At 64.5% G+C, this 26,778-nt stretch carries 11 protein-coding genes; 4 read left to right on the top strand and 7 right to left on the bottom strand.

Features of this window, described 5'->3' with window-relative positions:
• Nucleotides 1-177 precede the first annotated feature (177 nt).
• The 3 genes from QJT82_RS34310 (at nt 178) to QJT82_RS34300 (ending at nt 6,866) form a co-directional block, all read left to right on the top strand.
• Nucleotides 178-2,466 (top strand): PD-(D/E)XK nuclease family protein, encoded by a 2,289-nt coding sequence (locus QJT82_RS34310; RefSeq protein ID WP_051003238.1) that lies wholly within the window; start codon nt 178-180, stop codon nt 2,464-2,466.
• Nucleotides 2,466-5,747 (top strand): UvrD-helicase domain-containing protein, encoded by a 3,282-nt coding sequence (locus QJT82_RS34305; protein ID WP_038387562.1) that lies wholly within the window; start codon nt 2,466-2,468, stop codon nt 5,745-5,747. The genes QJT82_RS34310 and QJT82_RS34305 overlap by 1 nt, the downstream gene beginning before the upstream one ends.
• Nucleotides 5,748-6,023: 276 nt before the next feature.
• On the top strand, nt 6,024-6,866 hold the full coding sequence (locus QJT82_RS34300; RefSeq protein ID WP_125459141.1) for a hypothetical protein: 843 nt from the start codon (nt 6,024-6,026) through the stop codon (nt 6,864-6,866).
• Nucleotides 6,867-6,984: 118 nt separating this feature from the next.
• Here the strand turns inward: QJT82_RS34300 and QJT82_RS34295 are convergent, their stop codons facing one another.
• The 7 genes from QJT82_RS34295 to QJT82_RS34265 form a co-directional block, all read right to left on the bottom strand.
• A complete protein-coding gene (locus QJT82_RS34295) occupies nt 6,985-7,926 on the bottom strand; it encodes an HNH endonuclease (protein WP_016846596.1) in 942 nt (313 codons plus the stop codon).
• A gap of 140 nt (nt 7,927-8,066) precedes the next feature.
• On the bottom strand, nt 8,067-8,837 hold the full coding sequence (locus tag QJT82_RS34290; RefSeq protein ID WP_016846597.1) for a hypothetical protein: 771 nt from the start codon (nt 8,835-8,837) through the stop codon (nt 8,067-8,069).
• 407 nt (nt 8,838-9,244) lie between these two features.
• Nucleotides 9,245-10,162, bottom strand: coding sequence for a hypothetical protein (locus QJT82_RS34285; RefSeq protein WP_016846599.1), 918 nt, complete (start codon nt 10,160-10,162; stop codon nt 9,245-9,247).
• Nucleotides 10,163-10,400: 238 nt separating this feature from the next.
• Nucleotides 10,401-12,050, bottom strand: a complete 1,650-nt coding sequence (locus QJT82_RS34280; protein ID WP_016846600.1) for an AAA family ATPase — start codon at nt 12,048-12,050, stop codon at nt 10,401-10,403.
• Between the two features lie 3 nt (nt 12,051-12,053).
• A complete protein-coding gene (locus tag QJT82_RS34275) occupies nt 12,054-21,356 on the bottom strand; it encodes an RNaseH domain-containing protein (RefSeq protein ID WP_038387561.1) in 9,303 nt (3,100 codons plus the stop codon).
• A complete protein-coding gene (locus QJT82_RS34270; RefSeq protein ID WP_125459142.1) occupies nt 21,353-24,673 on the bottom strand; it encodes a hypothetical protein in 3,321 nt (1,106 codons plus the stop codon). Before QJT82_RS34270 ends, QJT82_RS34275 begins: the two co-directional genes overlap by 4 nt.
• Before the next feature lie 56 nt (nt 24,674-24,729).
• Nucleotides 24,730-25,842: a hypothetical protein gene (locus QJT82_RS34265; protein WP_016846603.1), complete on the bottom strand. Its 1,113-nt coding sequence runs from the start codon at nt 25,840-25,842 to the stop codon at nt 24,730-24,732.
• A gap of 24 nt (nt 25,843-25,866) precedes the next feature.
• On the opposite strand from QJT82_RS34265, the gene QJT82_RS34260 reads away from it, so the two are divergent.
• Nucleotides 25,867-26,775: a WYL domain-containing protein gene (locus QJT82_RS34260; protein ID WP_016846604.1), complete on the top strand. Its 909-nt coding sequence runs from the start codon at nt 25,867-25,869 to the stop codon at nt 26,773-26,775.
• Nucleotides 26,776-26,778: the final 3 nt, after the last annotated feature.

The raw sequence follows: 26,778 nt of genomic DNA, 5'->3' as shown, positions 1-26,778 counted from the left end.
CACGCTCTCGCGGCGGGCGGCTTTCGAGAAATAGAGAAGGTGCGGCTCCTTCCGGGCATGACACGGGCGGTCTCTCGCGCCCTCCGTAAGGTCTGGGACGCCGATATATCGCTTCGGAGCACGGACCCGAAGATTGCCCGCCTCGCGGATCTGGCCACTATCGAGGAGCGCGTACGCTTGGACCTGCCGCTCGCGACGGCGCTTCCGATCGACCTGCGCGACGCGGCTCTGTCCAGGATACGGCACGCGTCCCGGGCGATCGGACCACTGACGATCGATCGCCTCTCCTTGATCCCCCCGCTTTGGCGGCCCCTGCTCGACGCCTTGGCGAAAGAGGTCCCGATCGAATGGATCGCGTCGCCGTACGCGGAGACTGATTGGTTCGCGGGAAGGATCGTGCGGCCGCCCGAAGTCGACCATCCGGCGCCCTCCGCCGTGTCCTGCGCCGATCCGCACCACGAGGCCATCGAAAGTCTGCGGTGGGCACGCAATCTGATCGCCTCCGGCGTCGCCCGGCCGGACCAGATCGCGATCGTGTCGGCGGGAACGGCGCCGTGGGACGATCACTTCCGTGCCCTCGCGCAGGACACCGGCTTCGGATTGGCCTTCCCGCACGGGATCCCCGCGCTTTCGACCCGCGACGGTCAGCGGTGCGCCGCGCTGGCAGACGTGCTTCAACATGGTCTAAACCAGCAACGCTTGCGACGTCTCGTTTCCCTTTGCCGGGGCGAGCGCAGCGCATTCGAAGGCCTGCCCGCGAATTGGTTGACCTCGCTGCCGCGCGGCGCGACCTTGTCGCGGCCAGAAGAATGGCGACGCGCGATCTCGGCGGCCGCGGCGAACGATGCGTCTCTGGCAGACGCGCTGGGCGCATTGCCGATCGTGGATATCCTCGCACGGGGCATCTCGGCGGCGGCCGAAGCCGCGGTCCTCGTTCTGCACGGTAGGGCGCTACAGCTATGGCAGAGCGCGCTGCGCAGCGCGCCTCCCGAGGCCATCGAGCTCTCATTGCGGTCCTCGCGCTTCGAATCCGATCACGACCCAGCCGACTCCGTCGTCTGGTGCTCGGCGCGGGATCTGGCCACCGCGCCGCGCCCGCATGTCCGGCTTCTCGGCCTGACGGACCGGCACTGGCCTCGCCGGCAAGGCAACGACTCCATCGTTCCGGATCACGTTCTTTCGAGCGCTATCGTCGATGTCGATCCGGTCGCCGAAGCCGACCGTCGGCATTTCCGCATCGTCGTAGACGCGGCGACGGGCGGAGCTGTGCTCTCCCGCGGCCGCCGGAGCGCGCAGGGAAGCCGCGTGGGCCGAAGCCCGCTTCCGGAAGGCCTGCCGGAAGAGCAGCTCTCGAGAGCGCGCGTTCCCGAGCACGCCTGGAACGAAGCCGATCGCATCATGGCCCGCCCGCAGGACGCGGCCCAGGTCGAACGCGTGCGATCGGCCGACGCCTGCTGGCGCGATTGGCATCTCGAGCGGTTCACGTCGCACGACGGGAAGTTCGACGCCGAACATCCGGTCGTCGTGAGATCGATCGAACGCGTGCAGTCCGCGACATCCCTGCGAAGGATGCTGCGGGATCCGCTCGGCTTCGTGTGGCGCTACGCCCTCGGCTGGAATGCGCCTCGCGATCGCGAACAGCCGTTGACGATCGCGCCCGACGACTTCGGAAAGCTGGTCCACGAGCTTCTTCGGCGCGCGGTGGATGCGCTTGAGCCGGTGCCCGGATATGCGCGCGCGTCGGACGCGGAGATCGAAAGCGCTCTGGCGGACGCCTCGTCGACCGTCAGGGACGCGTGGCCGCTGCGGGGACAGACGCCGCCGGCGCTGCTATGGCGCAATACCGTGGACTTCGCGGCAACGTTGGCTCTCGCGGGATTGCTGCGGAAGGAGATAACGGACGCGGGCACTCGAAGCTGGACAGAAGTGCCGTTCGGCCAACCGGATGCCGTCGCCGCGGAGGGGCAACTCCCGTGGGATCCGACCATTCCGGTCACGGTACCCGGGACGCCCATCACGCTCGGCGGCTCCATCGATAGGCTGGATCTCAACAGCGGGGGCACTGCCGTCCGCGTCTGGGACTACAAGACCGCTGAGGCGCCCAGGAACGCGGGACGCGTCGTGATCGACGGCGGGTCCGAGCTGCAGCGGGCGTTGTACGGGCTCGCCTGCCGACAATTGCTTGAGGGCGAACCGACGGTCGTCGCCCGGCTGCTCTATCTGCGCGGCGATACTCTCGCCGTCAGGCTTCCCGATCTCGATGCCGCCGTCGAGCAGATCGCCGCCTTCGTCAACGTCGCGGTCTCGATGATGCGCAAGGGCGTCGTCACCTCGGGCCGGCTTTCGTTCGACAGGTCGAACGAACTTCGATTGGCGCTCCCGGCGTCGCCCGGCTACGAACGGCGCAAGCTGGCCGCAAGCAACAAGATCAACGCGGCCATCTCGCGATATTGGAGCGCTCCGTGATGCAGATGGTCGACGGGGCCGAACGTCTCAGGGCGTTGACCGAGCTGGACTCCTGCCTGTTGGTCGAAGCCGCAGCGGGCACCGGCAAGACGTCCCTGCTCGCCGGTCGCGTGGTGATGCTGCTCGCGCACGGGATCGATCCGCGGTTGATCGCGGCGATCACGTTCACCGAGCTCGCGGCGGGCGAGCTGCGTCACCGCATCGCCTCCTACCTCCATCGCATACTCGAGGGCCGGATTCCGGACGAGCTCCGGCCGGCCCTGCCCTCCGGGCCCGACGCCGCCCAGACCACGATGTTACGCGGCGCCGCGAAGCGCCTCGACGAATTGACCTGCGGAACGATCCATTCGTTCTGCCACGACCTCCTGAAGACGTATTCCGTCGAAGCCGCGATCGATCCCGGCGCGGATGTCCTGGACGGCGATCAGGCCGACTTCGTGTTCGACGCGATCTTCGACAGGTGGTGGCGCGGCAGGCTCGACAGGACCGCGTCAGCGGCCGGGGATCCGATCGCATCCGTGGCGCGGCGTGATCCGATCGACGCCGAAGGACTGCTGCGCAGCTTCGCCAAATTCCGCCGACGCCATCGGGGAGCGCGGCCGTTGCCCGCCGATCTCGATGCGCAGGCGGACGTCGAGTTCGCGGAGAGCGTGCGGGAATTCCGGCGCTGGTGCGATCAGGTCGACGTGCCCCCCGAGGCCGATCCGGACATCGTCGCGCTCGAGACATTGGTCTCTCACTTCCGGGGACGTTTCGATCCGATGCCCGACTTCGAAGGCCTACTGGAGCTCGCGCATCCCGCGTGGCTGCCGATCATGCGCAAGGATACGTCCGATCTTCGGGAATACAGACGCCGGACGCTATGGCGGAAGGCCGGCGGCGCGGCCGGCGAGCGATTGGCGGACCAGGCCGAAGAGCATTTCGGCCGATGTCGCCGGGTCTACGGCGCGCTGATGGGACGGATCGCGACGGCCATCATCGGGATCTTCTCGGCCGAGCTCGACGAAGTGATGACGGAGTACGAGACGTTCAAGAGGCGGGCCGCCGTCCTCGACTTCGACGACCTTCTGTTCACGTGCCGCGACGTACTGCGCGACCATCCTTCCGTCCGGACGACAGCCGCTGAACGCTTCTCGCGGCTTCTGGTGGACGAGTTCCAGGACACCGATCCCGTGCAGGCGGAGATCATCTTCCTGCTCTGCGGAACGGCGGAGGACGACCGCACTTGGCACGCGCGATCGCTCAGGCCCGGCCATCTCTTCGTCGTCGGCGATCCGAAGCAGGCGATCTATCGCTTCCGCGGTGCGGACCTGGCGACGTATCTCAGGGTGCGCGAGACGATCGAGGCGCAATTCCCTGACAATATCCTCAGGGTCACCGCGAACTTCCGGTCTCGCGGCCAGATTCTGGATCACGTGAACCGTTGCTTCGAGGAACGGCTGTCGTCGCAGCAGGCCGGCTACGTCGCCTTGCAGACCACGAGGGCCGCCGGCGAGCACGGCTTGCCGTGCGTGGCGAAGGTCTCCGTGGAGCTTCCTCCGTTGACGAGGGTCGACAGTGCCCGCGACGAGGAAGCCCAGGCCGTGGCCGAAGTATGCTCGCGCCTCATCGGCAACGTCGACATCAAGCTCAACGACGGGGAGACGAGGCGCCTGTGTCCGGGCGACATCGCCCTGCTCGCACCGGTTTCCACGGACCTCTGGCGGTACGAACGCGCGCTTGAGGAGGCGGGACTGCCCTTCGCCTCGCAGGCGGGCAAGAACCTCTACAAGCGGCAGGAAGCGCAGGATCTGGTGGCGCTGATCCGCGCCTTGGCGGACACCCGCGACACGCTGGCGCTCGGCGCGCTCATGCGCGGTCCGCTCGTAGGCCTGACCGAGCAGGAACTGCTCGACATCACCGCCGATCTTCCAGTCGACGGCGACCGGATCGCAGGTCTGTCTCTCCGGACCGAACCGGCGGCGGTCCGAAACCCGGTCGCACGGGAAGTGCTGACCGTTCTGACTGACCTGCGCCGCCGCATCAACGCGACGGCGCCCGCCTTCGTTCTCGCCGAGGCCATCGAGCGTCTGCGCATCCGCGCCATCGTCGCGGCCCGCAGCGGCGAGCAGGCGGCGCGGGCGCTCGCGAACGTTGACGGCTTCGTCGAACGGGCCCGAAGCTACGACGTCCGCGGCTTCGTCCAGTTCGCCAGGGACATCGACGACGAATGGTCGAGCGGATCGGCGTCACCGGAAGGCATGATGGAGGCCGACGGACAGTCGATCGAGATCGTCACCGTGCATTCGTCGAAAGGCCTGGAGTGGCCGGTCGTGATTCCGATCAACCGCTCGTCCATGCCGCGGCGGGCGGAGGCGTTCGTCCACCGGAGACGGGACGAAAGCCTGCATTGGGCGCTGGGCCAAGTGGTGCCGCCGGGACTGGGCGACGCGCTGCGGACGGAAGAGGCGGAGAAAAGGGACGAGAACGTGCGGCTCCTTTACGTCGCATGCACCCGGGCGATGGAGCTCCTGGTCATTCCGGACTTCTCATGGAGCAACGACGCTTCCTGGGCGAAGCTTCTCGACTTCAAATTGGAAACCGTTCCCGAACTCGACATCGGCCGTCTCCCCCGCACGCCCGTCGCCTCGCGCGTTCCGGTGGCAAACGGGCAGACCGCGCAGATCTTCGCGGAAGAGCGATCGCGCATCGAAGCCGCGCCCCGCGTCCGTTGGATCAAGCCCAGCGACAGCGATCCCGACGTCATCACGGACGAACTGTCCTTCGAGACGGGCGAAGAGTTGCCACGCGCCGAGACCACGGTCGAAGGAGGCCGCATCCGGGGCATCCTTCTCCACAAGCTGATGGAGGAGCTCATCTCCGGCGAGTTGGAGGAGAACCAAGAAGCCGCGACCGCCCGGTCCAACGAACTGTTCGATCAATTGTCTTCGATGGCGCCGACGCTCTCCGCGATCGACGTGCGGGAGCTCGCTTCGACCGCGCTGCGGACGTTGCGACTGCCGGACGTCGACAGATACCGCGGAAGGCTCGTCGCGGAAGTGCCGGTCTACGGTACGGCGGCCGGCCCCGACGATCTGGTCGGCGGTCGGGCCGACGCGATCGCCCGCGACGACGAAGGCACCATCGTCTTCGACTGGAAGAGCGACGTAGATCCCAAGGAAGCCGACTTCTCCGCCTACAGGCGACAACTCGGCCACTACCTTCGGGCGACCGGTTCGACTCGGGGCGCCATCGTGTACATGACGTCCGGGCACGTCGACTGGGTCGGTCTCGCCGGTTGACCGCCGAGGCCAGGATCATAGCCCTCGGTCATTGCGGGATGCTTGTTCGAGAGCGCCGCTGGCGTAGATGTCGAGCCTGACCGCGGCCCCGATCGCCATCAGATCTAGCACGTGGCCCGGCTTCGAAGCATCGTCTGACAGTATCCGCCCTCGATCCGGGCGTCGTGCCAGATGGCCATGTTAAGAGTGCCGACCATGACGACGTGCTGGATCGCCGGCAGTGCTAGGTAGAAGGCGCGCTTGACGTCGCAGTCCCGTCGCTGCGAAGTCGGGGACATGACCTCGATCGCCACGAGCGGTTCGGTTATATCCTTAGCGCAGACGCTGGCGGCGTGGCCCATGATCGCTATATTCGCGATCCTGCCGCGCATACGGGACCAGTTCATGTCGAACGTCAATACGACGCAAAAGTCGCCGCACGACCGCCTGGAGACCTACGAGAAGTGGTCGGCGGGTGCGACACTCGGAATCCTGATCGGAATCATCATCGAGATAATCGTTTTATCCTATTACGATTATCATCCCGATCGGAAATTCTGGAGCTCCATCGCGGCAAATGTACTCATCGGGCTAGGTCTTCTAATCGAGTTCTTCTGCATTCGCTGGACCATCATCGCTTCCAGGGAAGCGGAAGACGAGAACCGCGGGAAGCTCGCCGCCGCACTGGATCGGGCCTCCGCGGCGGAGCAGGAGCTCCTCGAGTTCAGAAAGACCAGACGGCACGTCATCGGACCGAACAAGACGCAGCTTGCCGACCGGCTGAGACCGTTCGCGGGGACCGAATTCGATACGGCCATGAGCCATTTCGAACGAGAGATTGGGGATATCCTGTGGGACATCGAAGAGGCGCTACACGTTGCCGGCTGGCGACAGATCGACTGGTCGCCGCTGCCCGGCGCGTCGGCCATACAGCGTACGAGCCGTCCGCTCGCGGGATCGGCGCTGGCTCAGAACGTCGAGATCGAGCTGCACCCTGGATATCAAGCCGCCCTCAAGCCGGTGGCCGAAGCATTGATCGAAGGTTTGAAATCGGTCGGAATTGATGCTGGCGAGGTGCCATACACGTCCGCGACCGGCAATCACCATGCCATCCATGTGCTCGTGGGTCCCAAGAGGTAGTGCCGCTTCGACCGGAACTCTTACGGCTCCGCGACGATGTCGATCGCATACGAGGTCGGCACCCGCCTTGTGCCGCTCTAAGCGACCACGTCCCAAGCGGCAATCCAGATCGGAAAGTTCAGTTTGCGGCACAGTATTGTTCGAACCGCAAAGCCAGTCGATTGCGGTCCGGGCGATCCTCGTCGGACCGAGGTGCGCGAATCCGCGCTCCTCTCATTGCGTCGATCGCCTTGACCACGTCCAGGTCTCTGCAATCGGTCGATAGCCGCTGCGAAACGTGAACGATGCCGTCCGGATCGATACCGATCAGATTGGCGTCGTAGGCGGCATGGTGAATCTTGCTCAGTGGAATGCCGTTCGGAATCCAGGGCTGCCCCCAATTCTGGTCCGCATCAGGCACGATGTGAGAAGCATCGAGAAGCTCGCGGACAGGGATCCCGGTAATGACGCAGCGCGATCCGTACGCATCGAGCACGGCTTCCCTGAACTCCGCCTGGTGCACCCGTTGCTTCACCTCGACCAGCCGATAGCGCCGTTCGATTGTGGTCGATGGAAGTGTTGCGGCCCTTCCGGCGATCGTCATCGGCGCGAAAGCCAGATCTGCCTCCAGCCTCTCCGGATACCAGTCGACGACGAACGCCGGGTATAGCGGCACGTAAACGGCCGGCGCGACGGCGACGAAATAGATTATCGGGCTGCGCTTTTCCACCGCATCCCTGAGCAGCAGATTGTCCGATGACGTCGGGTCTTCGCCCCTGAAGCTGTACCGGACCGTCGAATCGCCGGCGTACAGTGCATCACGGCCGTCATGCTGATCTTTGTACCAAACCTTTCTGCCCTTGCGCGGCATGACGGTTCTCACCGAGAGAATGCCGGTCATTTCCTTGGGTTTGAATATCCCCTTCGCCCGGCCGGCGAACCGTAGGCGGTGATCGAACCCCGGCGCCGCGAATCCAGTCTCAATCGCGCTCCATGGAAGCACCGTCCGTCCGACCATGAGCCGATCGAGCGCCGCAAATGCGGACATCCTGATGAGCTCATCGTTCGATGCGCCTGCCATTCCCGCCGAAATCCCCAAGGATGGCATCGTACCAGGCCGTCAGCCGACTTCAAAGGCGACGAAGCCTTCGACGCTCGCGAGGTGTCGCGCGTCATGACGATGCTTTCCACGAACTCGACGAAACGCCGACGTCGGCGCCGCTAAGGCGTCGGGACCACGCGGCGGCCGTTGGAGACCGCAATACCGAAGTCTTGGGCCGCATGCGAACTTATCGCCAGGTTCGGGCTTCCCGCAGCGAAGGTGGGTCCGAAAGTGAGAAGGAGGTCGTGCGTCCGAACCCGGCCTGCCCCGACCAGCGGCAATCCACCGTTACCCGTGGTGACGCGCACCAGCTTCCAGGCGGGCGTGACGCTTCCGCTCGAGGTGACGATGAACTTCACGTGTAGGGATAGAAAGTCCTGCTTGAAGAACGGGTCGCCCTTCTTCCCCTCGGACGAGGGCAGGAAATACCGACTTCTCAGCGAGTCCTTCAGCCACTGGGCTATCCCCAACTCGCTCAGCAGCAGAGAGCTGCCTACGGGGCGACCATTCGCACACGGACTGCTCCCGGCCCCTTTCAGCTTGTCCAGATTCCAATAGCTGCCGAACTTGCTTTCCTTGGTTGCTTGCGATGACAAGACGGCGCCGGCGCCGATCGAAAACGTCGGTGAATCGATGTACGTTGCACCTGGGTTCAACGAACCGGACTCGTCGACCTGAAGATCGAGGGTGGTCTGAACCGCCCACCCCGTCGGTAGGACGCCGGCCTCGCGACTGGCGACGACCGCTTCGACGATGTCGCAATAGATTTTTGTCTTGATAGCGTATTCGAATTGACCGCCAGCGGAGAAGACCGCGTCGGGAGACGCCGTCTCGAAATATTCCTGTAGGGGCGGAACGTAAGTACCGCAGCCCGCGAGCGTTGACACCATCGCGAGTGGAGCAACAAGCCGAGGGATCAGTTGAAGATGTCGAAGTACTCGGGGCATGAGAAATTGCAAACCTTCTTACCGTCCCTGATCGTCGCGCTCGCTCTGCAGTGGGAGGCTGGGCATCTGACCGGCTGAGCGGGATTCCCCATGGGATCGACCAGGACGTCGCAACGGGCGATCTTCGCGGTCGGACAGATGATGATCGGATCGCTACCCTTGCGGCTTTGAGCGATCGCGGCCGACGACGAAATCAGGAGGACAAAAACCAATATGGACCGAAAATACATGGGTCACCGAGATGCCAAACGCGGCGAGCGTATGAGCCTCGCATCGTTTTTGCAATCGCAGGACGCGGCGCATCTTCGAATCTACCTAACGTGTTGCCCCTCCGCCACGGTCGGGCGAGCTTATCTCGATCCGGTCAGGCGACATCTTTCGAAATCGGTGAGCAATTGGCGCGAAGTCGCGGTGCCCGAGATTATGTCGTTCACCACCAGTATGCGCAGCTCGAAATTCGGATGGCTGACGCCCTTATCGGCGAACAGGTCCTTCGAACATAGGGTCGACCCGCCGAAATGATCCACGATACGGAGGCCGCTCAGGTTGAACGAGACTTTCGACAGAGCCATTTCGAGCTTCATCGCGGCTAGGAATGCGTCCACGCGGCCGCCGTCCTTGCTGGCTGTCACCAACGCTTTTGCAGCGAACTCGTCGGCCGCACGCTCGCGGGCTTTGATTTCGTTGTCGTCGAAATTCAGGTCCGGAGATTCCTGGTCCATGAACCCAGGATGGCCGCTTTCCTGATGGCCGACCTCGTGGAGCAACATGAAGGCGAGCAACTCCGAAGGATCTATCTCTGAGGTTTTTTTCGAATTCCGGGCATATCGGTCGACGCTCTTCCGGAAGGCTGCCTCCTGGACGAAGATGCAGCGGCAGGATTGGAACGGCACTTGGATGACGAAGGGCTTAGCCGTAGTTGCGACGTTGAAAACGAGGATATCGTTCGGCGACCGGGCCTTCCGGTCTTTGAGGCTCCATGACGGCTTGAGGCGGAAGGATGAAGAGGACGACAGGACTGCGTTCGCCGACTTCAGCGCGGCTTGGACGAGCGACCGCCCTTCGGAGCTCTGATGATATCCGAGCGCTTCGACCGGATCGGTTGCCTGCGCCGAGGCAAAGCCCGCTCCCGACGCAAGAGTGACGAAGACGACGCAGAGACGCGCCGCGACGAAGGACGACGGGAACATCGATCGCATCGCGGCGGCGAGCGCGACCGGCTGTCCCGGTCTCGTGCTGCGGCGGCTACGCTTGAGGCGATCCGGCATCACGCAGATTGTCGGTCGCGACCGCGGCGTCCTTTTCACGCGCCAACCTCGCCTTGAGTTTGTTCCGGTCGCCAACGTCCATTGCTTTCGGTCTGCCCTTCCCCTCGGCCAAGTTGTATCTGTCGTAACCGCAAGCGGCAATCCAGCAGGACCTCGGCGATGCCCTATCGCAGAAGCCTTGTGGACTTGGCGGACCGACGCTTGCGTGCCCCCTAATGCCGGTGAAGGTGCCGCCGGATCACTCGGCTGCTTGTTTGCCCTCTCTGATGCGAAGGTCGATCACCTCGACGTCGTCTCTGCCGTCCGCAGCCAGCGCGGCGTCCGCCTGGTCGGCGAACAGGCGATGATACTTGTCGACGAGACCCTTCTGTCCTCTCCAGCCGCCGTCCCGCTGTTTGTCGGCAAGCGGCCGATCGATGAGCGCGTATCGTTTCTGCACGTCGGCTGGGGCTATCGCCAACTGCCGAAGCCTATCGTCCGCTTCGATGTGCATCGCGTCGACGATGACCGATCGTCCGTCTCCAAGGGTCTTGGCGCTCCTCATGCGCACTTCGTGGAAGATCTCGGACTGCGCGCCGCGCACCTCCCCGTCAGGACTGCGTTCTTTCCTGATTTCGTCGGAGGAGACCACGTCTACGCCCTGTGCTGCCGACCACGTCGATTTACCCGCTCCGGAGGGACCGACCGTAAGCGTCATGCTTTGCCCGCAGCGCGGCCAGTTCCAACCCGGAATGTCGAAGTCGACGTCACCGATCGTCGCTTCGTAGTAATCGGAAAACCGCGACACGACTTCCGGTTCGATCAGATCGAAGTGCGCGACTTTGTTGCGTATCCAGCCGGCCTGACCCAGCAGATTGGCCTCGTTGGGGCTGAGCAGGTCCTTGGTGAACTCCTTGAGGTCGTAGAACTCGAGTTTCCAAAAATCATCGATCGTCTTCACGTGATCGTGGATCTTCCGGACGTAGGGCTTGGCGGGAGATACCTTTCTGGCGAGCACGTGTTGGTATCGCGAGATCAGCGACCTCAAGACGCGATGGGTGAACGGCAGCAGGACGCTTGCCTGTGCACTCCAAACTCTCCGCCGGACGTGATCGACATGTCCGTGCTGGAGCGCGGCCACGGCGTGCGCGGCCGGTTCGTCGTCCCAGTAGTCGACCAAGCCATTTTCCCAGCACGGAAACGGATACTGTCTTCTCGCAACCAGACGATCGAGCAAAGGGAATGGCGCGATCTGGTCGGCGGCGTCCCAGCCGACCGTCTCCTCCAGCAGTTCTCGCGACCACGCCGCTACTTCGATCGCGGCGGCGTGTCCAACGCGCGAGGTCAGCCCCTGCGCAGGACGGGCGCCGATCGCGGCGGCATAGCTTGCGCTGTCGTACCGATCGCACATCCCTTGGGTCGAAACGAGGGGCACGGGTCCGCAGAGCGTCGATCGGTCGTCCCGATCGAGCCCGGTCGGGAGCAGAACGAGCAGAACCGGTCCGACGACGGTCTCCTCCGGCGGCTCGGCCATGAGCTGGCGCAGAAATAGGCTCCAGCGACGCAGTTGCGTTCGGTCCAGTCCGTCGACGATCATTACCCGGTCGACAAGGCTCGGATGGACGGCGAACTCGGCTACCGTGCCGATCTCGACCGCCGACACGTCGAGGAAACCCGCCAGCATGTGGGCGATGGGTTGCGACTGATCCTCCGCCGTCAGGTCGATCGATACGCTGTCGAGCGACAGTTCGGTACGGAGCCTGCGTTCGATCGCCGCCGTCAACCCGGACATCCGCGGAGTCGGCGTCGAGATGCAGACGACCCTCTCCTTTCGGGAAACTGCGAGCGCGATCTTGCCGAGAACGCTCGACGGTCCGGCTTGGGCCCACCACAAAGCTTCGCGATCCATCCGTCACTCCGCCTTCAGCAATGCGGCGAGAACCAGCGGGTTCAGGTCGACCTTGTGCAGACTGCGATTGCCGGACTGGTCCGGCGAGAACGAGATAATCCCCAAGACGTCGCTGTACACCGCCAGGACGCTCGGGACGATCTTCCTGCCGTCCGTCGTGCAGAGGTGCTGGAAATCCCGATACGTGATGACGGAGCCATGCGCATACTGAGCGAGTTCACGGAAGAAGGCCGCGAGATCGGGCTGGATGCCCAATCGGTCGTACAGACCGGGCGCCGCGAGCAGAGCGTTCTTGTCTGCCTCGATCAGGGTCGAAGCCTGGCTCGGCCGCTCGGCGATCCGGCCCATGAGAGGTCCGACCGTCTCCGACCAACCGCCGGTCGCCTCGATGATGCGATCCATCAGGTCTCCGGAAAGCTGAAGCGACTCGAGGCGGGATCCGAGGTACGAGCGCGTCACCGGGCGGAGCCGGACCAACTTGACCAGGGGCCTGATGCGCTTCAGCACGGCCGTGTCCTCGGACCACGCGGAGGCGTGAAGCGGATCACCGACGAAGACGATCCTCACCTCTCCCTTCCTCACGCGACCGAGCCGCTCGGCTTCGAGGATCCAGTCCGGACGCCACGGCGTCTTCGAGGATACCACGAGCACGCGTGGCCGGCCCGATCGCGACGGCCGCTTCACATCGTCGAAGAGGTCCTTCTTCGCCTCGTAGGTCCGGGGCTCGACTTCGACCAGTCCGTCCTTCGTCCGTTCGGCGTCCATCAGAGCCGCCTCGACGAACCGGACGCCGGCCCACTCCGTGCCGAACACGACGCCGATGCCGTGGGCGCGGGAGGACATCGGAGATCCGTCTGCTTTTACCGCTGCGGCAGGTGCGAACGGCGCGAGGAGGTCGGCCTCCTGACCGTTCGTCAACGGCGAAAGGTGGCCGTTGCTGTCGACCGTCGGAAGCGGCTTTGCGAGCAGCCTGCGGTTGTTCTTGGGATCGAAGATCCGATCCGGGCGCCGTTTGTGGTATTGCTCGAGCTTGCTCGTCAGATCGGCTTCGTCGTACGCCATCAACTCCAGAAGGCTGCGTGACCGTAACGCGAACCCGCCCGAATAGGTGCGCCGGGCGATTCCGAAGCCTTCCATCTCCTCGAGCAGATACTCGATCTCGATCGGATCGCTACCCCGAGGAAAGGCTGCGGGCCAGTATTCGATCGCCCGCTCGGCCACCTCGGCCGGCGTCATGCCTTCGGCGGACATGCCGGAGCCGTGGTCCACCAGTTCGCGGGCAGCTAGGATGTACGTGAGGAGCTCGTAGCGACCTTCGATCGAATTGATCGTCTTCTCGAAAGTCAGGAACAGCTTGCCCCGGACGTCCGCCGACTCGAGCGCCTGCTCCACCAACGTCGTCGAAATCAGGTCCGGCAGCCGGTTCGTCTGCTGCACGCGCTCGTGGATGATCTTGAGCAATTCCTCGCAGAACACCTGAATGAGAACCGGATAGTAGTTCGTGAAACTCAGGATGCGCCAGGCGTCTTCCCTATTCTCGAATTCGAAGCCCATGGCGGCGAGCGGGCCTCGGATCAGGAATTCCGCGTCGTCGACGTCCTTGCCCAGCAGGGGACCGATCTCCAGCGGATTGTTGGAGATGTGGACCAGCGGCGAATTCTCGGTGCGCGCGATGCGCGACACGTTGTGAAGACCGGCCAGGACGAACTTGAACCGATTGCCGGTGTCCGCCATCAGGCGAAGCAGCGTCCGGATGCAGCGGAAATTGTGTCGGCTTTCGTAGAGTACGAAGTTGTCCGCCTCGTCGATCAAAAGCAACAACCGGCGCCGTTCGTCCTCATCAAGCCATTTGGCGATCGTGGCGGTGAACTCGTCCTCGTTCCTGACGGGTGACGTGAAGATCGGGATGCGGCGCGACATCTGTTCGAACGCGTTCGACGCGTCGACGACGGAGTCCACGTCGACGTAGGCGAAGATGGCGTTCGCCGGCGGGGTCGCATGGATCTGCCGGAGCAGCGCGGTCTTGCCGAGGCGCCGGCCGCCGAAGACGATGTGGGAACCGAAGGAATGCTCGATGGCGCTTCTCTCCCAGGAGCGGCCCTTGAACATTTCGGGAGGAACGGCCGAGCGATTGTAGTCGCGGTAGGGATCGGCGCCGGAGTATCCTTGTGCGATCTCCATGACGGCCCTGCGATGGTCCGAGATGTCCGCGAGCGCGACCGTGACGAGAGCCTCGTCCACGACCAGCATCGATTTCCTGCGCTTGAACAGTTCCAGCCGCAGGTTCTTGCGCCGCTCCGGATTGAGCACGCCGAGATAGACCAGGAGAACGCCGCGGGGCGCAGCGCCTTCCGCCAATTCCAGCAGAGCCGGTTGCGGCGTCGTCGATGTGGCCACGCAGATGCGCCAGGAGCCCTGCGTAAGGCTGCCGAACTCCGGCAGCAGAAGGGATTTGGAATCCACCGACGGCAGCGAGACCTTCGCGTCGAACACGTAGACCTGCTGCTTCACCTTGGTGAGAACCTCGTCGGGATCCAGCTTCGTCACTTCGAACAGCAACTGCGACACGACGGTCTGGAGCGTATCCTTCACCTGCGAGCCCGAGGCCGATTTCATATGGCGCTTCAAGGCGGGCAACAGGCTTCTCGCGATGTTCGCCGCCTGTTGTCTCTGTTCGGGTTCGAGATGGCTGTAGTCCAAGGTGCCGTACGAGCGGCCTTCATCCATCGCACGCGCCGCCTTCAGCACGTCGACGGCCGAGAACTCCTGCAGCGGCAGCAGCTCCTTGAACTCGGCCAAGCGCACGTTGAGGGTTCCGCTCGGAAGATGCTGGCGGCGGGGAGCGCCCGTGCGCAACATGTTGAGCCAGTCCGCCAGCGTGGTGAATTCCCGCCGCTGAAGCAGATTGCGGAGCTCGACGGCGGTCTCCGGATCCAACTTCTTCTCTTCGCCGAGTGACGCGATCCTGCCGGTGAATTCGGCGGCCGTCTTGTCGAACTCCCGCTGCGCTTCGTTCTCGACCTCCTTGATCCTGGCGAACGCCGAATTGAAGTCCTCGACGCGATCCCCGGCCAGCGTTTCCGGCAAGAAGGACGGCGACAGCTCGGCGGGCAGATTGTTCGGATTGATGGTCGAAAGCGTCTCCTTCAATCGGGCCGACTGATCGAGCGATCCCACCGCCATGCGACGCATGCGCTCGATCAGGCGTTCGGCCGCCGCCAGCCGCGACTTGACCTGGTTCTTCTTGGTCTCGCGGTCGGCGTCCAGCTTGGCGCGCAGCGATTCGGCGGCCGCTTCGCTCACGCCGAACCAATGCGCGATGTTCACCAGCATGTAGGCCGGCACGAAAGCGGATTCCGCGCGGCGGGCTTCGAACGCTTGCGCGATAGCGGCGCCGAGGTCGGTACCTTTCAGCGGAATCCGCGCATTCATGATCTCCTGGAGCACGCGCTCCTCGGTGTACGGGGAAGGCATCCACCCGCCGGTCCAGGTCATGTTGGGGAGCCAAAGCAGAGGCGTGTGCAATCCGACGGCGAGCGGGGGCACGTTCCGATCGGATGAGGACAGCCCCTTCAGGGTGTCCCGCACGGTGCGCAGTATGGCCGCCGCATGTCCGCTCGCCGCCGCCGTCAGACGCGACCCCTCCGGTGCGGGCCGCGCCAGCAAGGCATCGATCTCTGCCAGCGCCGTATCGCGCAGCCGTTTGACCGTTTCGAGCCGCTGCGCGGATTTGCGCAGCGTAGCCAAGCCTTCGAGCGCTCTTACCAGATCGGCGCACTGCTGACCGACCCGCGAAAGGGCGGCAAAAATGCGCTCCCGTGCCTGAAGGTCGACCTCCTGGCTCGCGCCTTCCGAGCCGGCGGCGTCGAGGAGGAGGATGATGTCTTCCCGGCGGTGAAGCCGTTCCGAAACCTCGCGAGCGATGTCATGGCTCGTTTCCGTCAGATTCGAAAGGAGTCGGCCCAACAGGCCCTCAGGCCGCAGAAGTGCGGCTTTGATCCGCTCGCCGTACTGAAACCGGAATTTGGCCGATCGAAGTCCGATCACCGTGTCCTTGATCGATGCCACGGCGTCGCTCACGAACGAGTTCTCGCGCGAGTGGGCCTCGATCGCCATCAGATTGGCTGCAGTCAGCGGGAAATTGAAGCGACGGTTCTCCTCGACGATCGTGTAGGCGCTGCGCAGGTGCTCGAAGGCCTTCAAGGACGTGATCGTTTCGACGAGCGGCACCGCGGCGCCGTCGTCCGGTCGGAACAGTGCCGCCGGAATGGCGGTGGCGAGCAGCATCGTCAACCTGGCTATCGACCGATCGTCCTCCCGATCCGCGAGCGACTGCGCGACGGCCAGTGCTTCGCTCCTGGACGACGTCAGGAATTGGACGTCCTGACCCGACAACCCCATCGCCCGCCCGTCGGCGGCGGCAAGTCTGAGTTCCTCTTCCGCATAGATGTCCGGAGATGGGGGCAGGACCGATCTCGCGCAGCGCCGAAGGTGGTAAGCCAAGCCGAATTCGCCAGCGGCGAAGAGCGCGTCCAAGTGCGCCATTATCTCTCTCAACAGTGGATCTTCCGCGACTTCCTCGGTTACATCGATCGCAACCGTCTGGGCCGGCGATGCTACCGGCGGCTCGTCGACGACGTTCACATCTAGCATGCCCGCGTCACCGAGGTTCGGCGCATCGGTGGTCGCGACCTCTGCAGGCTGGTGCGGGACTGGGGTGGGGGCCGGAGCGATAGACAGTTCGTCGGAAACAGGAGCGATCTCGGTAGGTTCTTCGTCCGAAGTCGCCGGTTTCGAGGCCTCGGCATCGGTCTCGTTCGGGAAGACATCGATGGCCGCGCCGACGTACTCGAGAACGCACTGCAACGCCCGTTCTCTGTCCTCATCAATGGCGACCGCCTGGGCCCGAGCGGTTTTCAGGGGAAGCGTCGCTTCGAGGCGGCTGATCTCCGCCGCCCCTGCGTCGGCTTCGGCCATTGCTGCATCGGCCTGCGCGCGGAGGGCGTCAGCCGCAGCTAATTCGGACTCGCTCGCCTCCTTCGGCAAATGGAAGAGGCGCGAAAGAAGATGGGGAGCGGTCAACGACTCGCCAAGTAACGAGTTCAGGGAATCGGCCGCCTTCGCCGTCAGACGTTGGAGGTTAAGGTGCAGCTCGGCGGTCGATACTTTCGCGGGCACCAGACGCGCCGCCCGGCTACTCAAGTCTTCCAAGACGGATAAGCTCGCCTTGATGGCGTCGATGCTGTCGCCGGCACCCTGCGGTCCAACGGAAGACGCCGTGCCAGTCAAGACCGCCAGCTTGTCGCATTCCGAACGCCAAGCTTCTTCTATCACCGAAAGATCGTCGACCGGCTCGCGGGAATCCTCGACGTCATGCGCGGCGGGTACTTCGGCGTCGGGCTCGCCCACTGGGCCTACCGGTTCGGGCAACTCTCTGATTGGAGCCGCTTCGAACTGTACCTGCTTCATCGCCAGGGGGATCACGACTTCTTCCATGATCTCGCCGATGGTCCTGTCGGGCCCGAATTGCCGGAAAGGACCGAGCACCGCCCGCAGATATTTGGCCAGGTCGGCCCATTCCTCGCCTTCGGCGTCAAGCTTCTCCAGACCATCGGTCGCCGTGGCGCACCGCGCGCCCCAAGCGGCGTGCCCCGGCAGACCGAGAGCCTCGGCTAGATGGGATTCCTTGTCGCTCCCCTTCTGGACGCTATGCAGGATCCGCAGAAAGGGAGCTCCATTTACTCCCTTCGGTATCGGCCCCTTCATACGCAAACGTTTCCACGCGTCGGCGTTCTTCACGATGATCAGGTTCTTCGGCAGGCCACGACCGCCCCGGTTGTTGTCGTCGGGGAAGAACTGGTGCTGGAAGACGATCGCGAATGCAGGATATCGCAGGGCTTCCTCGTAGAGATGAGGCATGTCGTCGGCGCCGGGACGTTCCTCCGGCCACGGATAGCCGGTCGCCTTCCGTATCCACTCGCGGTCCTCATGCATGAGGCGCGTATCGCGAGGTACGATGTTGATAGCGTTCGCGAGGAACTGTTCGGTCACGAAAGGCGGGAGCGGCGCCGACCTGCTCCGCAGGAGCGTGACCAGATCCTCCAATTCCATCGGGGACTGCTCCGACTTCGGGCTGTCCGCCATTGTGTCCGTCTTGAGCGCTTCGAGCATGACTGGGACCTTGATTGACGTGTCCGCGACAGGCGCGAACGCGGACGGTGGGGCTTCCGGAAGGCGCAGGATCGCTGGCGGGCTCTGCGATCGCGCAGGCGGCGATGGCGCAGCATCTTCCGCCGGCGGCTCGTCGAAATCCGGAATCTCGTCCTCGTCGACGTCGACCGTGCCTTCGAACCAACGACGCGTTTCGGCGTAGCCGATCACATCAGCCCGCGCGACCGCGTCGTCGTCATCGTCCCGGCGATCGTCGCCATCATCGATCGGGTCGGGATCCGGCTCGTCCTCGACGGCGCCGGTGCCGTATCGATCCATGTAGTCGATGATCTTCGACTTGAACGAAAGCGGAGCCGGCAGGAAGGTGCCGTCCCCTGTGTGGGCGTAGCCGTTGCGGAGACCGGCGACCAAGGCCGCGATGGCGTCTTCGTCGCCGGTCTGCGACGGCAATACCGTCACTTCGAGCGTGACGGGAATTCTCGATGGTACGTCCCACGGCTTGACCTGCGCTGGCCGCATCAGAATTTTCTTCCCGACGGGCGAATCCGCAGGCGTCGAGGATCCGAACTTCTGGAAACCGGATTTGCCGCGATAGACGGACTGTCCGCGAGCTCCGCGATTGCGGACGTCGAAGCCATGCGCGGTCAAATAGTGGCGTGCCCGCGCGTTCCCTTCGGGCAAACTTTCGATGAGGCGCTCCGCGGCGGTGGCGTAGACTTCCTCGACAGGGTCGGCGGCGACCGGCAGACCCTGGCGCGTGACGGGCGTCCACTTCCTCTCGGTCAGGACGGAAAGCCGCCCGGCGGACCCTTCTCTGACGCGGACGAAGCGAAGCTTCTTCCACGACGACGGAGGCGCGGCCGCGACGTCCTCAAGATATATGTCCGAAGAGATGTTCTCGTCGGAGAGCCAGGACCACAGCGACCGGGCTGAGGTCGAATCCACCAGCACCAACGCGTTGGCATCTTCGGCCGCGACCTCGTCCACCACGCGTCGCACGAAGGACAGGAAGTTTTCGCGTTTCTCGGGCTGCTTCTCTCCGAGCGAGGTGATTCCGGCCGAGGCGACCGCGATCAGCGTCTTCGAGAGAGCTTCGAACTTACCGGTATCCATCGCGCCGTTGCGCAGAAATCCGAGCCTCCCGGATATGCGGCCCGTGGCAACATCGGTCTTCATCGCGACCGCGATCGTCGCTCCCTCGGGACGGCCGGTGCGGGAGCTGGCCTGCGACACGATCGAGATACCGACGATGACACGGGGCCGCGGAGCATCGACGAACGCGGCTTCGACGATGGGCGCCGGCACCGGTCCGAGCCCCGCATGACCGAATAGCAGGTCGTAGAGGGCCGCCTGGATGCGATGCATGTATTCGGCGGCATGGCCAGCCGTCGGCGGGAGGAGATACTGGACGTTGCTGCCGGCGACCGTAGCCAGCGTGTTCCGGCCGACGCTCTTGTTGACTTCGTCTTCGTCCTTGCCGTCGTATTTGAGCGCGGCCTGGACGATGATGGGCGCCCCGGGAAAGCCGGTCCGGATCCGCTCGGCGAGCGGCAGCCAAGCTTCCCTGCGGGCGGCGGCCCTCTTGAGCCTGCTATTCCTTGCGTCGCCGTCCAATTGCTGGCGGGTGCCGTGCACGCCGTCGGGCGTCGCGTGGCGGACTACGTTCACCCGATCTCCGAAGATCAACGAGACGACGGAAGCGAACAGACGCCCCTCCTCCTCGCGCCGGCAAACGAACATCAGATCGATCGGGACGCCCTCGCCGAAGGCCTTGTCGAGCCGCTCCCGGTTGGCCTGCACCAACGGTTCGAGAGGTACGGTCTTGGCGGGAGCTTCGCGGCCTCGCCTCTTCTTTTCGGGCGCGCCGAACAGCTCCTCGACCCGCGCCGGCACATCCTGCTCTTCCACCCGCCCGAAATGATGGTTGATTAGGTTGTGCAGGGTCGCCTGGTCATGGGATTCCTTGGGCCGCTTGATCTTCGCGTCGACTTCCATGAGCCGGGGCTCCTGAAAACCGAAGCCGCCGATCAGGTCCTGAACCTTCCGGAAGAGATCGACCTGATCCTGCAGCGTCACGCCCGGAGCGACCTTCGGCTCCGGCCTATAACCGTACCGGAACGGCACTCCTACGAAGAGATCGGGGGCGCGCCCGCGCGAGGCGACCAACGACGTCAGGTCCTCGACGAAAGATTCCCCGGTTTCGCGACCGGCCTCGTAGACGATCGCATTGATCTGCGTCTTCGGCAGCCCCTGCTCCAATCTGGCCGATAACGTCACCGCGCGGGCCGGCGAATTTCGCGACAGCACGCGGACGGAAATCCGGCGCCGCCCGTACAGCCGGTTCGCCGGCGGGAACTCGCGACACCAGATACGCTTGGCCGCCTTCACGACCAGAAACGGCAGACGCGACGACGGGCGAGTCTCGACGCTGACGATGGCCACCATCGAGAACAGGTCGTCGCCGCCCGGCAAGGCCGACGGCCAGGTCTCGAAAGCGATCGAGTTTCCGTACTCGCGGTCGAGAACCCGATGGACGGCGCCCAGTCCGTCGAAGAGTTCGACGCCTTCCAGGCTCGAGGCCACCATCGCGAGCAGGATGTCGGCGTACTGCCGGAAGTCGGATCGCAACGCGTCCGGCACGTTGGCCGGCTCCGGCACCGGAGGCGACGGGAGTTTGGCGAAAAGCTCGCGCCGTCGGCCCTTATCTTCGAGCGCGTCGATGTCGCCGCAATCCGTTCCGAGATTTTCCGCCCAGGGACGAAGCGTGAGTTGAACCCATGCCGCCACGGAACGGTGTGCCGCGGCTTCGATGTCGGCCGCCTCGCCGCTGGCGGCGAACAGCGGAGCATCGTCGGTCCGCGAAAATCTGCTGTCGAGCAGGACCAGGCCGCCGATCCGCGCCTGCAGCGCTGCCCTCAGGTCGGAATAGGGGAGTTCCTTACCCTCGGCCTTGTTCGTGTCGGCGGCCTTGCGCGCGATGCGTCTGAGAAGATCTCTCGTGGTCGAAGTCCAGCCGAAACGCAGCGGCGGCACCGGCGAAGACGTCGAAGGGGGCAGACCGCGCCAGACGAACGCGCTCTCGAGGATGGACTGATCCCCGTACGATCGGACGAAAAGGCTCTCCGCGTCGGTCATTCGGGATTCATTTCCGGAAAGATCACGTTGGCGCAATTCCGCAAGGGATGCAGAAAAGGCTCGTAAAGAAGCCGGTAGATCTCGCGTTCGACCGGGTCGGCGGACGAGAGAAGCTCCTGGAGTACGTCGCGCATCGCCACGATCATGCTCGAGCGTTGGCTATCCCGACGATTCTGCGTCGAGTTCATCGCGAACGACGCATCCACGAAGAACACGCGCGCCTTGCAGCCGTTGCGCATCGCGCGACCGATGGTCTGCAGCAGATCGACCATGCCGTCGGCGACGAAGGGGCGGATCATCGGCCCGAGCCGGCTCATCTGTTGCGGCCGGCGCAGCAGCCGCCGCAGCGACTCGAGCGCGTCGTCGCGGGCGCCCCGCCACTCCCGGGCCAGCCGCGGGATGTCTGCACCGGGTGGAATGCTCCTCTGGTCGAATTGCAAGGCCAACTGACCCGCCAGGCCGCCGGTGAACGCGAGGCTGTCGGCGGTCGGATGGGGCCTGACGAAGAAGGCGACCGAACCCAGGACCGCGTCGCGCACGCGCTCGCCGTCCGGGAACACGATGTTCACGCCGCGGCCGATGGCCTTCATCGGAAAGACGATGGCGTCCCAGTCGTCGCGCGTGCCGAGCATCTCGACCTGGCTGGCCGAGACCCATTCCGCGCGCTCCTGCAGCGGGATCTTGGCGATGTCCGACGTCACGCCGATGACGCGGTGGGCCGACGACGAAGTCCGCTTCAGGTGCGCTTTCATGAGACGCACTTGCTCGTAGGAGTTCACCACGATGCCGGTCCGGCGGCCCGGATCGAACTGGTCTTCGCGCAACTGCCGGACGTACGGGTCCGCCCCGCCGAACCAATGATCGGTGAGGAGCTGAAGGGCGTGATTGCGATCGCGCTCGGTGCCGGCGCCGCTGACCTTCACGAACTCGCCCGGGCGGTCCGGGTCGCGCACGGGCCTGAAGGCGTACACGCTGTCGCGCCAAGCCTCGCGCTCGCCCTCCCGGCGCAGAACGTAGTTCGGGCGGACGGAGACGTGATAGCTCGGACTAGGCTGCAGGTAGCTGGTCGCCGACGCAAGCAACACGGCCGGCCCTTCGATACCGTCCTCCGTCAGCATTTTCGACAGGTGGTACAGCAGCAACCGGGGCACGCCCGCAAAGGACAGGTACTGCAACGCGAGCTTGCGCTTGCCGCGCTCGTCGGTTTCGTACGAGAAGCGGATACCCGATAGCCGTCCGATCAGAGATTCCGGCAGGTGGCGGCGCATGTCGAGCGAAACGCCTTGGCCGAACACGCGCTCGGTGTGCACCCCTTCGGCGATCATCGCATACTGCGCGGGCACGAGCGCGAGGAACTGCAGCACCACCGTCGTCACCTCGACGAGGAAGCGGAACAGAATGCGGGCGTCCTGCGGATCGAGTTCCGAGCGCGGCGGGAGGATCCCGAAGAATGCCTCCTGCATCCGGTCGTAATACTCGGCGAACCTCTCGACGAGGCGCGCATTGAGCAGCGCGAAGAGCGCGTCGCGGAAGCGCGTGGCCGCCGCGACCAGCGCGGCATGCTCGACGCCGAGATCCCGCGCGACGCGTTCGAGATCGAGATCCGAAAGCTCGTCCTCGCCGTCGCCGCCGACGCCGGACGTCAGGACGGAGCGGACCAACTGCTCGAAGAGCCGCCTGATCAGATCGAATCTGGCGCTACCGTGCTCCTCCTCGTCTACCTCGGGATCGAGGTACATGCCGGCGAGGATCGAGTTTCCCGTGACGAAGGCGTCCTTGTACCGCGAAAGGACCCCGCCTTCCTCGACCATCCGCTCGAGCAGATGAGCGCGCAGCCCGCGGTTCAGACGCATGAATCTGTTGGAGGCCAGCGTGTAGTTTTCGATCGAATTCGACACCGCGAAGCCGCGCCCCGACGCGACCGGATCGAAGACGTCGTCGAGAATAATGGATTCGTAGGAGTCGGACGAGCCGAAGAGATCGAGTTCGGCGAAGCCCTTCTGATCGAGCGCGGCCTGCGCGCCGTCGACCTCGTCGATGATCACCAGATCGCTGGTGCGGGCGAGCATCTCGAACTCCCTCATCCGCTCCGCATGGAAATGCGGCGAGGCGACGACCTCGGTCGAGATCACGTGCCCGATGTGGACGAGAGCGGCGGCGTCGGCAAGCCGTCGCGACGAGCGTTGGCGCCCGCACGCGACGGCGAGCGGACAGAGCCTGCTGCCCTCCTTGCCTTCGTTCCCGTCCTTGTTGACCGCGGCCTGTCGCAGCGATCTGCAAGGCGGGCGATCATGCGGGAAGTCGAACCCGGGCGGAGGTACGGATACGAACCCGGCGAGGGCACAGCGAGTCCCGAGCAATTCCGCACCCGGCGCCGTCTGGCCGAAGCCGGCGCTGTCGAGCGTCGCGATACGCTCCGCCAACCGTGTCGCATGTCTTCTCCGCGCATCCGGCGATTGTCCGACGAGTAGCGCCGTCGGCACGGCATACCGGGTGAGGTCCGCATCGAGCGCGAGCGCGAACTCGATTGACGGAACGAGCAGCGTGATGCGCCGGCCCCGCCGCGCGAGAAGGACGACCAGCAGGAAGATCAAGGTCGATTTGCCCGCTCCGGGAAGACCGATCATGTGACTGACATCGTCGAGTTCGATCCGGTCCGTCGGCGCGAGCCCCGCTCCTTGCGGCGACAGCACCGAGAAGACGGCCTGCCCCTGCTCCGACCTCAAACGCGTGAAGAAGTTGCGCGGTACCCGCGTCGGATCGCGCGCATCCTCCTCGTCGAGCTCCCTGGCGACGCCTTCGAGCTCGGCTATCGTCACGCTGATCGGCGCGCGGTGGCGCATCTCCGGAGCGGTCTGCGGCGGAGGCGGCAACGTAGCGATCTCGCGGGTGTCGCAGATCACGTCGGGCCCGCGATCCCCGTCGACACGGAAGCGGAATCGGCGCGTATGGTCGGCGGGAAGTGTCTTCTGGACGTCGTGAGGCAGTACGTTTAGCAGGGAGGCGAGCATGCCGGCGCGACGGGCGTCGTCGCGACGGACGCGCTCGCGGATCGCGAAGCCGGTGCCGGGATCGGTCGAGATCTCGAACGGCGGCTCGACGTAATCGTCCGCGGACGAGTGATCCTCCTCCCAGGCCCGGGCTTCCGTCACCGCCTCCTGGAGGTGCGCCTCGGACTCGATGTTGACGCCGAGAAGTCGAAGGTTCCGCAGCGCGACGCGCGCCTCGGCCAGGGTGGGATGCGTGACGATGGATCGATAGCCCGAGAACAGCGCCGGCGCGCCGGCGAGCGAGCGGAGACCCAGGATGTCGTGCATCACGCACGCCATCCACTGGGCGCGCAACGCCGGCTTGTATCCTTCCGGAGCGACCCTCATCCGAGAATCCTCGCGGCGATCTCGCTGACCTTTCCGAATACGACGCTGGTCGACCCGCGATAGGCGTAGCGGAGATCCTCCAGATACCCCGGCCGGCGGTTCACGATCGCGTCCGGAATGGCAACGTACCGTTCGTCGAAGGTCGTCAGACCACCGAGCCGTTCGGACAGCGTGTCCCCGAGCAACCGCGGGCAGGCGTAGCTCTTCACGTCGATGCCCAGCTCGTGCGTCCGACCGACGTCGGCGGCATCGTCACGGGGATAGAGCTGCACGTCCACCCCGCCCCTGCGGAGGTCGTCGTACAGGCGGATCTCCGCCAGGCCAGGCCCCACCCAGTAGGCCAGGATGTCGTCCTTGAAGACCCGCCAGCCCGCGGCATCTTCGACGATTTGCCCCGCCGTCGAAGACGGTACCTCCTCCCGGCAGGGTCCGATCTTGCACCGGCCATCTGGAAAGCGAGCGGCGTCGCGGTGCGGATAGAGAAGACCGCCGCAGTTCGCGCAGATGGCGAACGAGCCGTCGCGCCGCAATGCGCCGAGCGGGATGTCCCAGGACCATTGGCGCATGACCTCGTCGGCGGCGACGATGCCTTCGTCCTCGAGAAATCCGGAAAGCTCGCGTCGCTCGTACACGGGCTTGCGGACGATCCGCTCGCGCAGCACGGAATAGATCTGGAGGCGGCTCTGGCTGCGCACCCGCTGCACGATTTCGCGAAGCTGCAGGTGATGAACGCCTTCAAGGATTCCATCCGCACCACCCTTGCTCGCCAGCGCGCGGCATTCCTCGGTGGGCGCGACCGGTTCGGAGGTGAGAAGCTTGGCCTCGGCGAAGCGGAACGGAGCCGCGAGCTGCGGAAGCCCCCATTCGCCGACCGCGAGGCGCCGGGCGACGTCGGAGAGAGTGTGGATGCTGTCGCCGAGATCCTCCGCAGCCGCCATGACGCACAATCTCGACAGCATCCGCATCCCTTCGCCCATGGTCTGCGGCAGCGCATAGGGATCCACGATCTCGCCGGCCCGGACGCCTTGATGCAGATCGACGAATCCCCGGCTCAGCACGCGGAGCGCGATCTCGACGTCCTCCCCCGAATCTGATTGATTATTCACCATCCGAACATTAAAACTGAATATTAAATGTCTGTAAAGTCACTATCCGAACTCGAATCCTTGAGAGGCGGCAGCGCTCTGACGGCTCGCCTCAAGCACGTCGATGACAGGTTGAATTGGTTCGGGTTTTTGCGACTCGCCGATCATGCCGCAAAATTTGGCATATCCGACGTACAAGGAAAAATAGATATAAAGACCTATCGCAACCTATCCACTACGCCGCCCGCCGAGCGGAAACCCGGCCCCGCAGCTGCCGGTGTCCTGGGAGCCGGCACCTACCTTCGACCCGAGAAGTTCGTGCCCGTGTTCGGCATGGCGGGTTCCCTTGACGACCTGTGGCTGTCCAGACTTCCGGACGCACGACCAGACGCAGCATGTCCATTGGAGCTGTTGCGCGCCCCCGAACACCGGATCGAACCGGACGATGTCCGGGCACTTCTTGCCGCTACGGAGCTCCGCGAAAGTTGCCGCCTCAAATACCAATCGATGACCAGCGCGGAGTCCAGTGAGCGCGTGGTCTGTCCGCACGCCGTCGTGAAGGCCTCCGGCCGCTACCACGTCAGGGCATTCGACTTCTCGCGTAAGCGGTTCCTCGATTTCTCCCTTTCCCGTGTGCTGTCGTCGGATCTTCTGCCCGACCATGCCCCCGTTCCCGCGACGCTCGACGACGACTGGCACATGACGGTCGATGTTGAATTCGAACCCCACCCCAGATTATCGCCGACGCAACGCTCGATGATCGCTCGGGAATACGGGATGACTGCCGGTCTATCGGTCATCCCGGTGCGGCGAGCGATGCTGTTCTATCTGCTCGACGAGATGCGCCTGTTGAAAGCGATCAGACAACAGGACAAAGACCTAGCCGACGTGCCCGTCTGGGTGAAGAACTCGAAAGACATCGCCGGCGAACTAGTTTCGATGGAAAGCGAAAGCTAATCT

Origin of the sequence: Bradyrhizobium sp. Mp19 (assembly GCF_029952935.1) — a bacterium.
GTDB lineage: Bacteria > Pseudomonadota > Alphaproteobacteria > Rhizobiales > Xanthobacteraceae > Bradyrhizobium > Bradyrhizobium elkanii.
This window is presented reverse-complemented; position numbering and strand designations above follow the sequence as displayed.

What these genes read in the sequence shown, in the direction of transcription:
- QJT82_RS34305 (WP_038387562.1), top strand. Translation starts at nt 2,466, where the DNA reads ATGCAGATGGTCGACGGGGCCGAACGTCTCAGGGCGTTGACCGAGCTG.
- QJT82_RS34300 (WP_125459141.1), top strand. Translation starts at nt 6,024, where the DNA reads ATGACCTCGATCGCCACGAGCGGTTCGGTTATATCCTTAGCGCAGACG.
- QJT82_RS34295 (WP_016846596.1), bottom strand. Translation starts at nt 7,926, where the DNA reads ATGGCAGGCGCATCGAACGATGAGCTCATCAGGATGTCCGCATTTGCG.
- QJT82_RS34290 (WP_016846597.1), bottom strand. Translation starts at nt 8,837, where the DNA reads ATGGTGTCAACGCTCGCGGGCTGCGGTACTTACGTTCCGCCCCTACAG.
- QJT82_RS34285 (WP_016846599.1), bottom strand. Translation starts at nt 10,162, where the DNA reads ATGCCGGATCGCCTCAAGCGTAGCCGCCGCAGCACGAGACCGGGACAG.
- QJT82_RS34280 (WP_016846600.1), bottom strand. Translation starts at nt 12,050, where the DNA reads ATGGATCGCGAAGCTTTGTGGTGGGCCCAAGCCGGACCGTCGAGCGTT.
- QJT82_RS34275 (WP_038387561.1), bottom strand. Translation starts at nt 21,356, where the DNA reads ATGACCGACGCGGAGAGCCTTTTCGTCCGATCGTACGGGGATCAGTCC.
- QJT82_RS34270 (WP_125459142.1), bottom strand. Translation starts at nt 24,673, where the DNA reads ATGCACGACATCCTGGGTCTCCGCTCGCTCGCCGGCGCGCCGGCGCTG.
- QJT82_RS34265 (WP_016846603.1), bottom strand. Translation starts at nt 25,842, where the DNA reads ATGGTGAATAATCAATCAGATTCGGGGGAGGACGTCGAGATCGCGCTC.
- QJT82_RS34260 (WP_016846604.1), top strand. Translation starts at nt 25,867, where the DNA reads ATGTCTGTAAAGTCACTATCCGAACTCGAATCCTTGAGAGGCGGCAGC.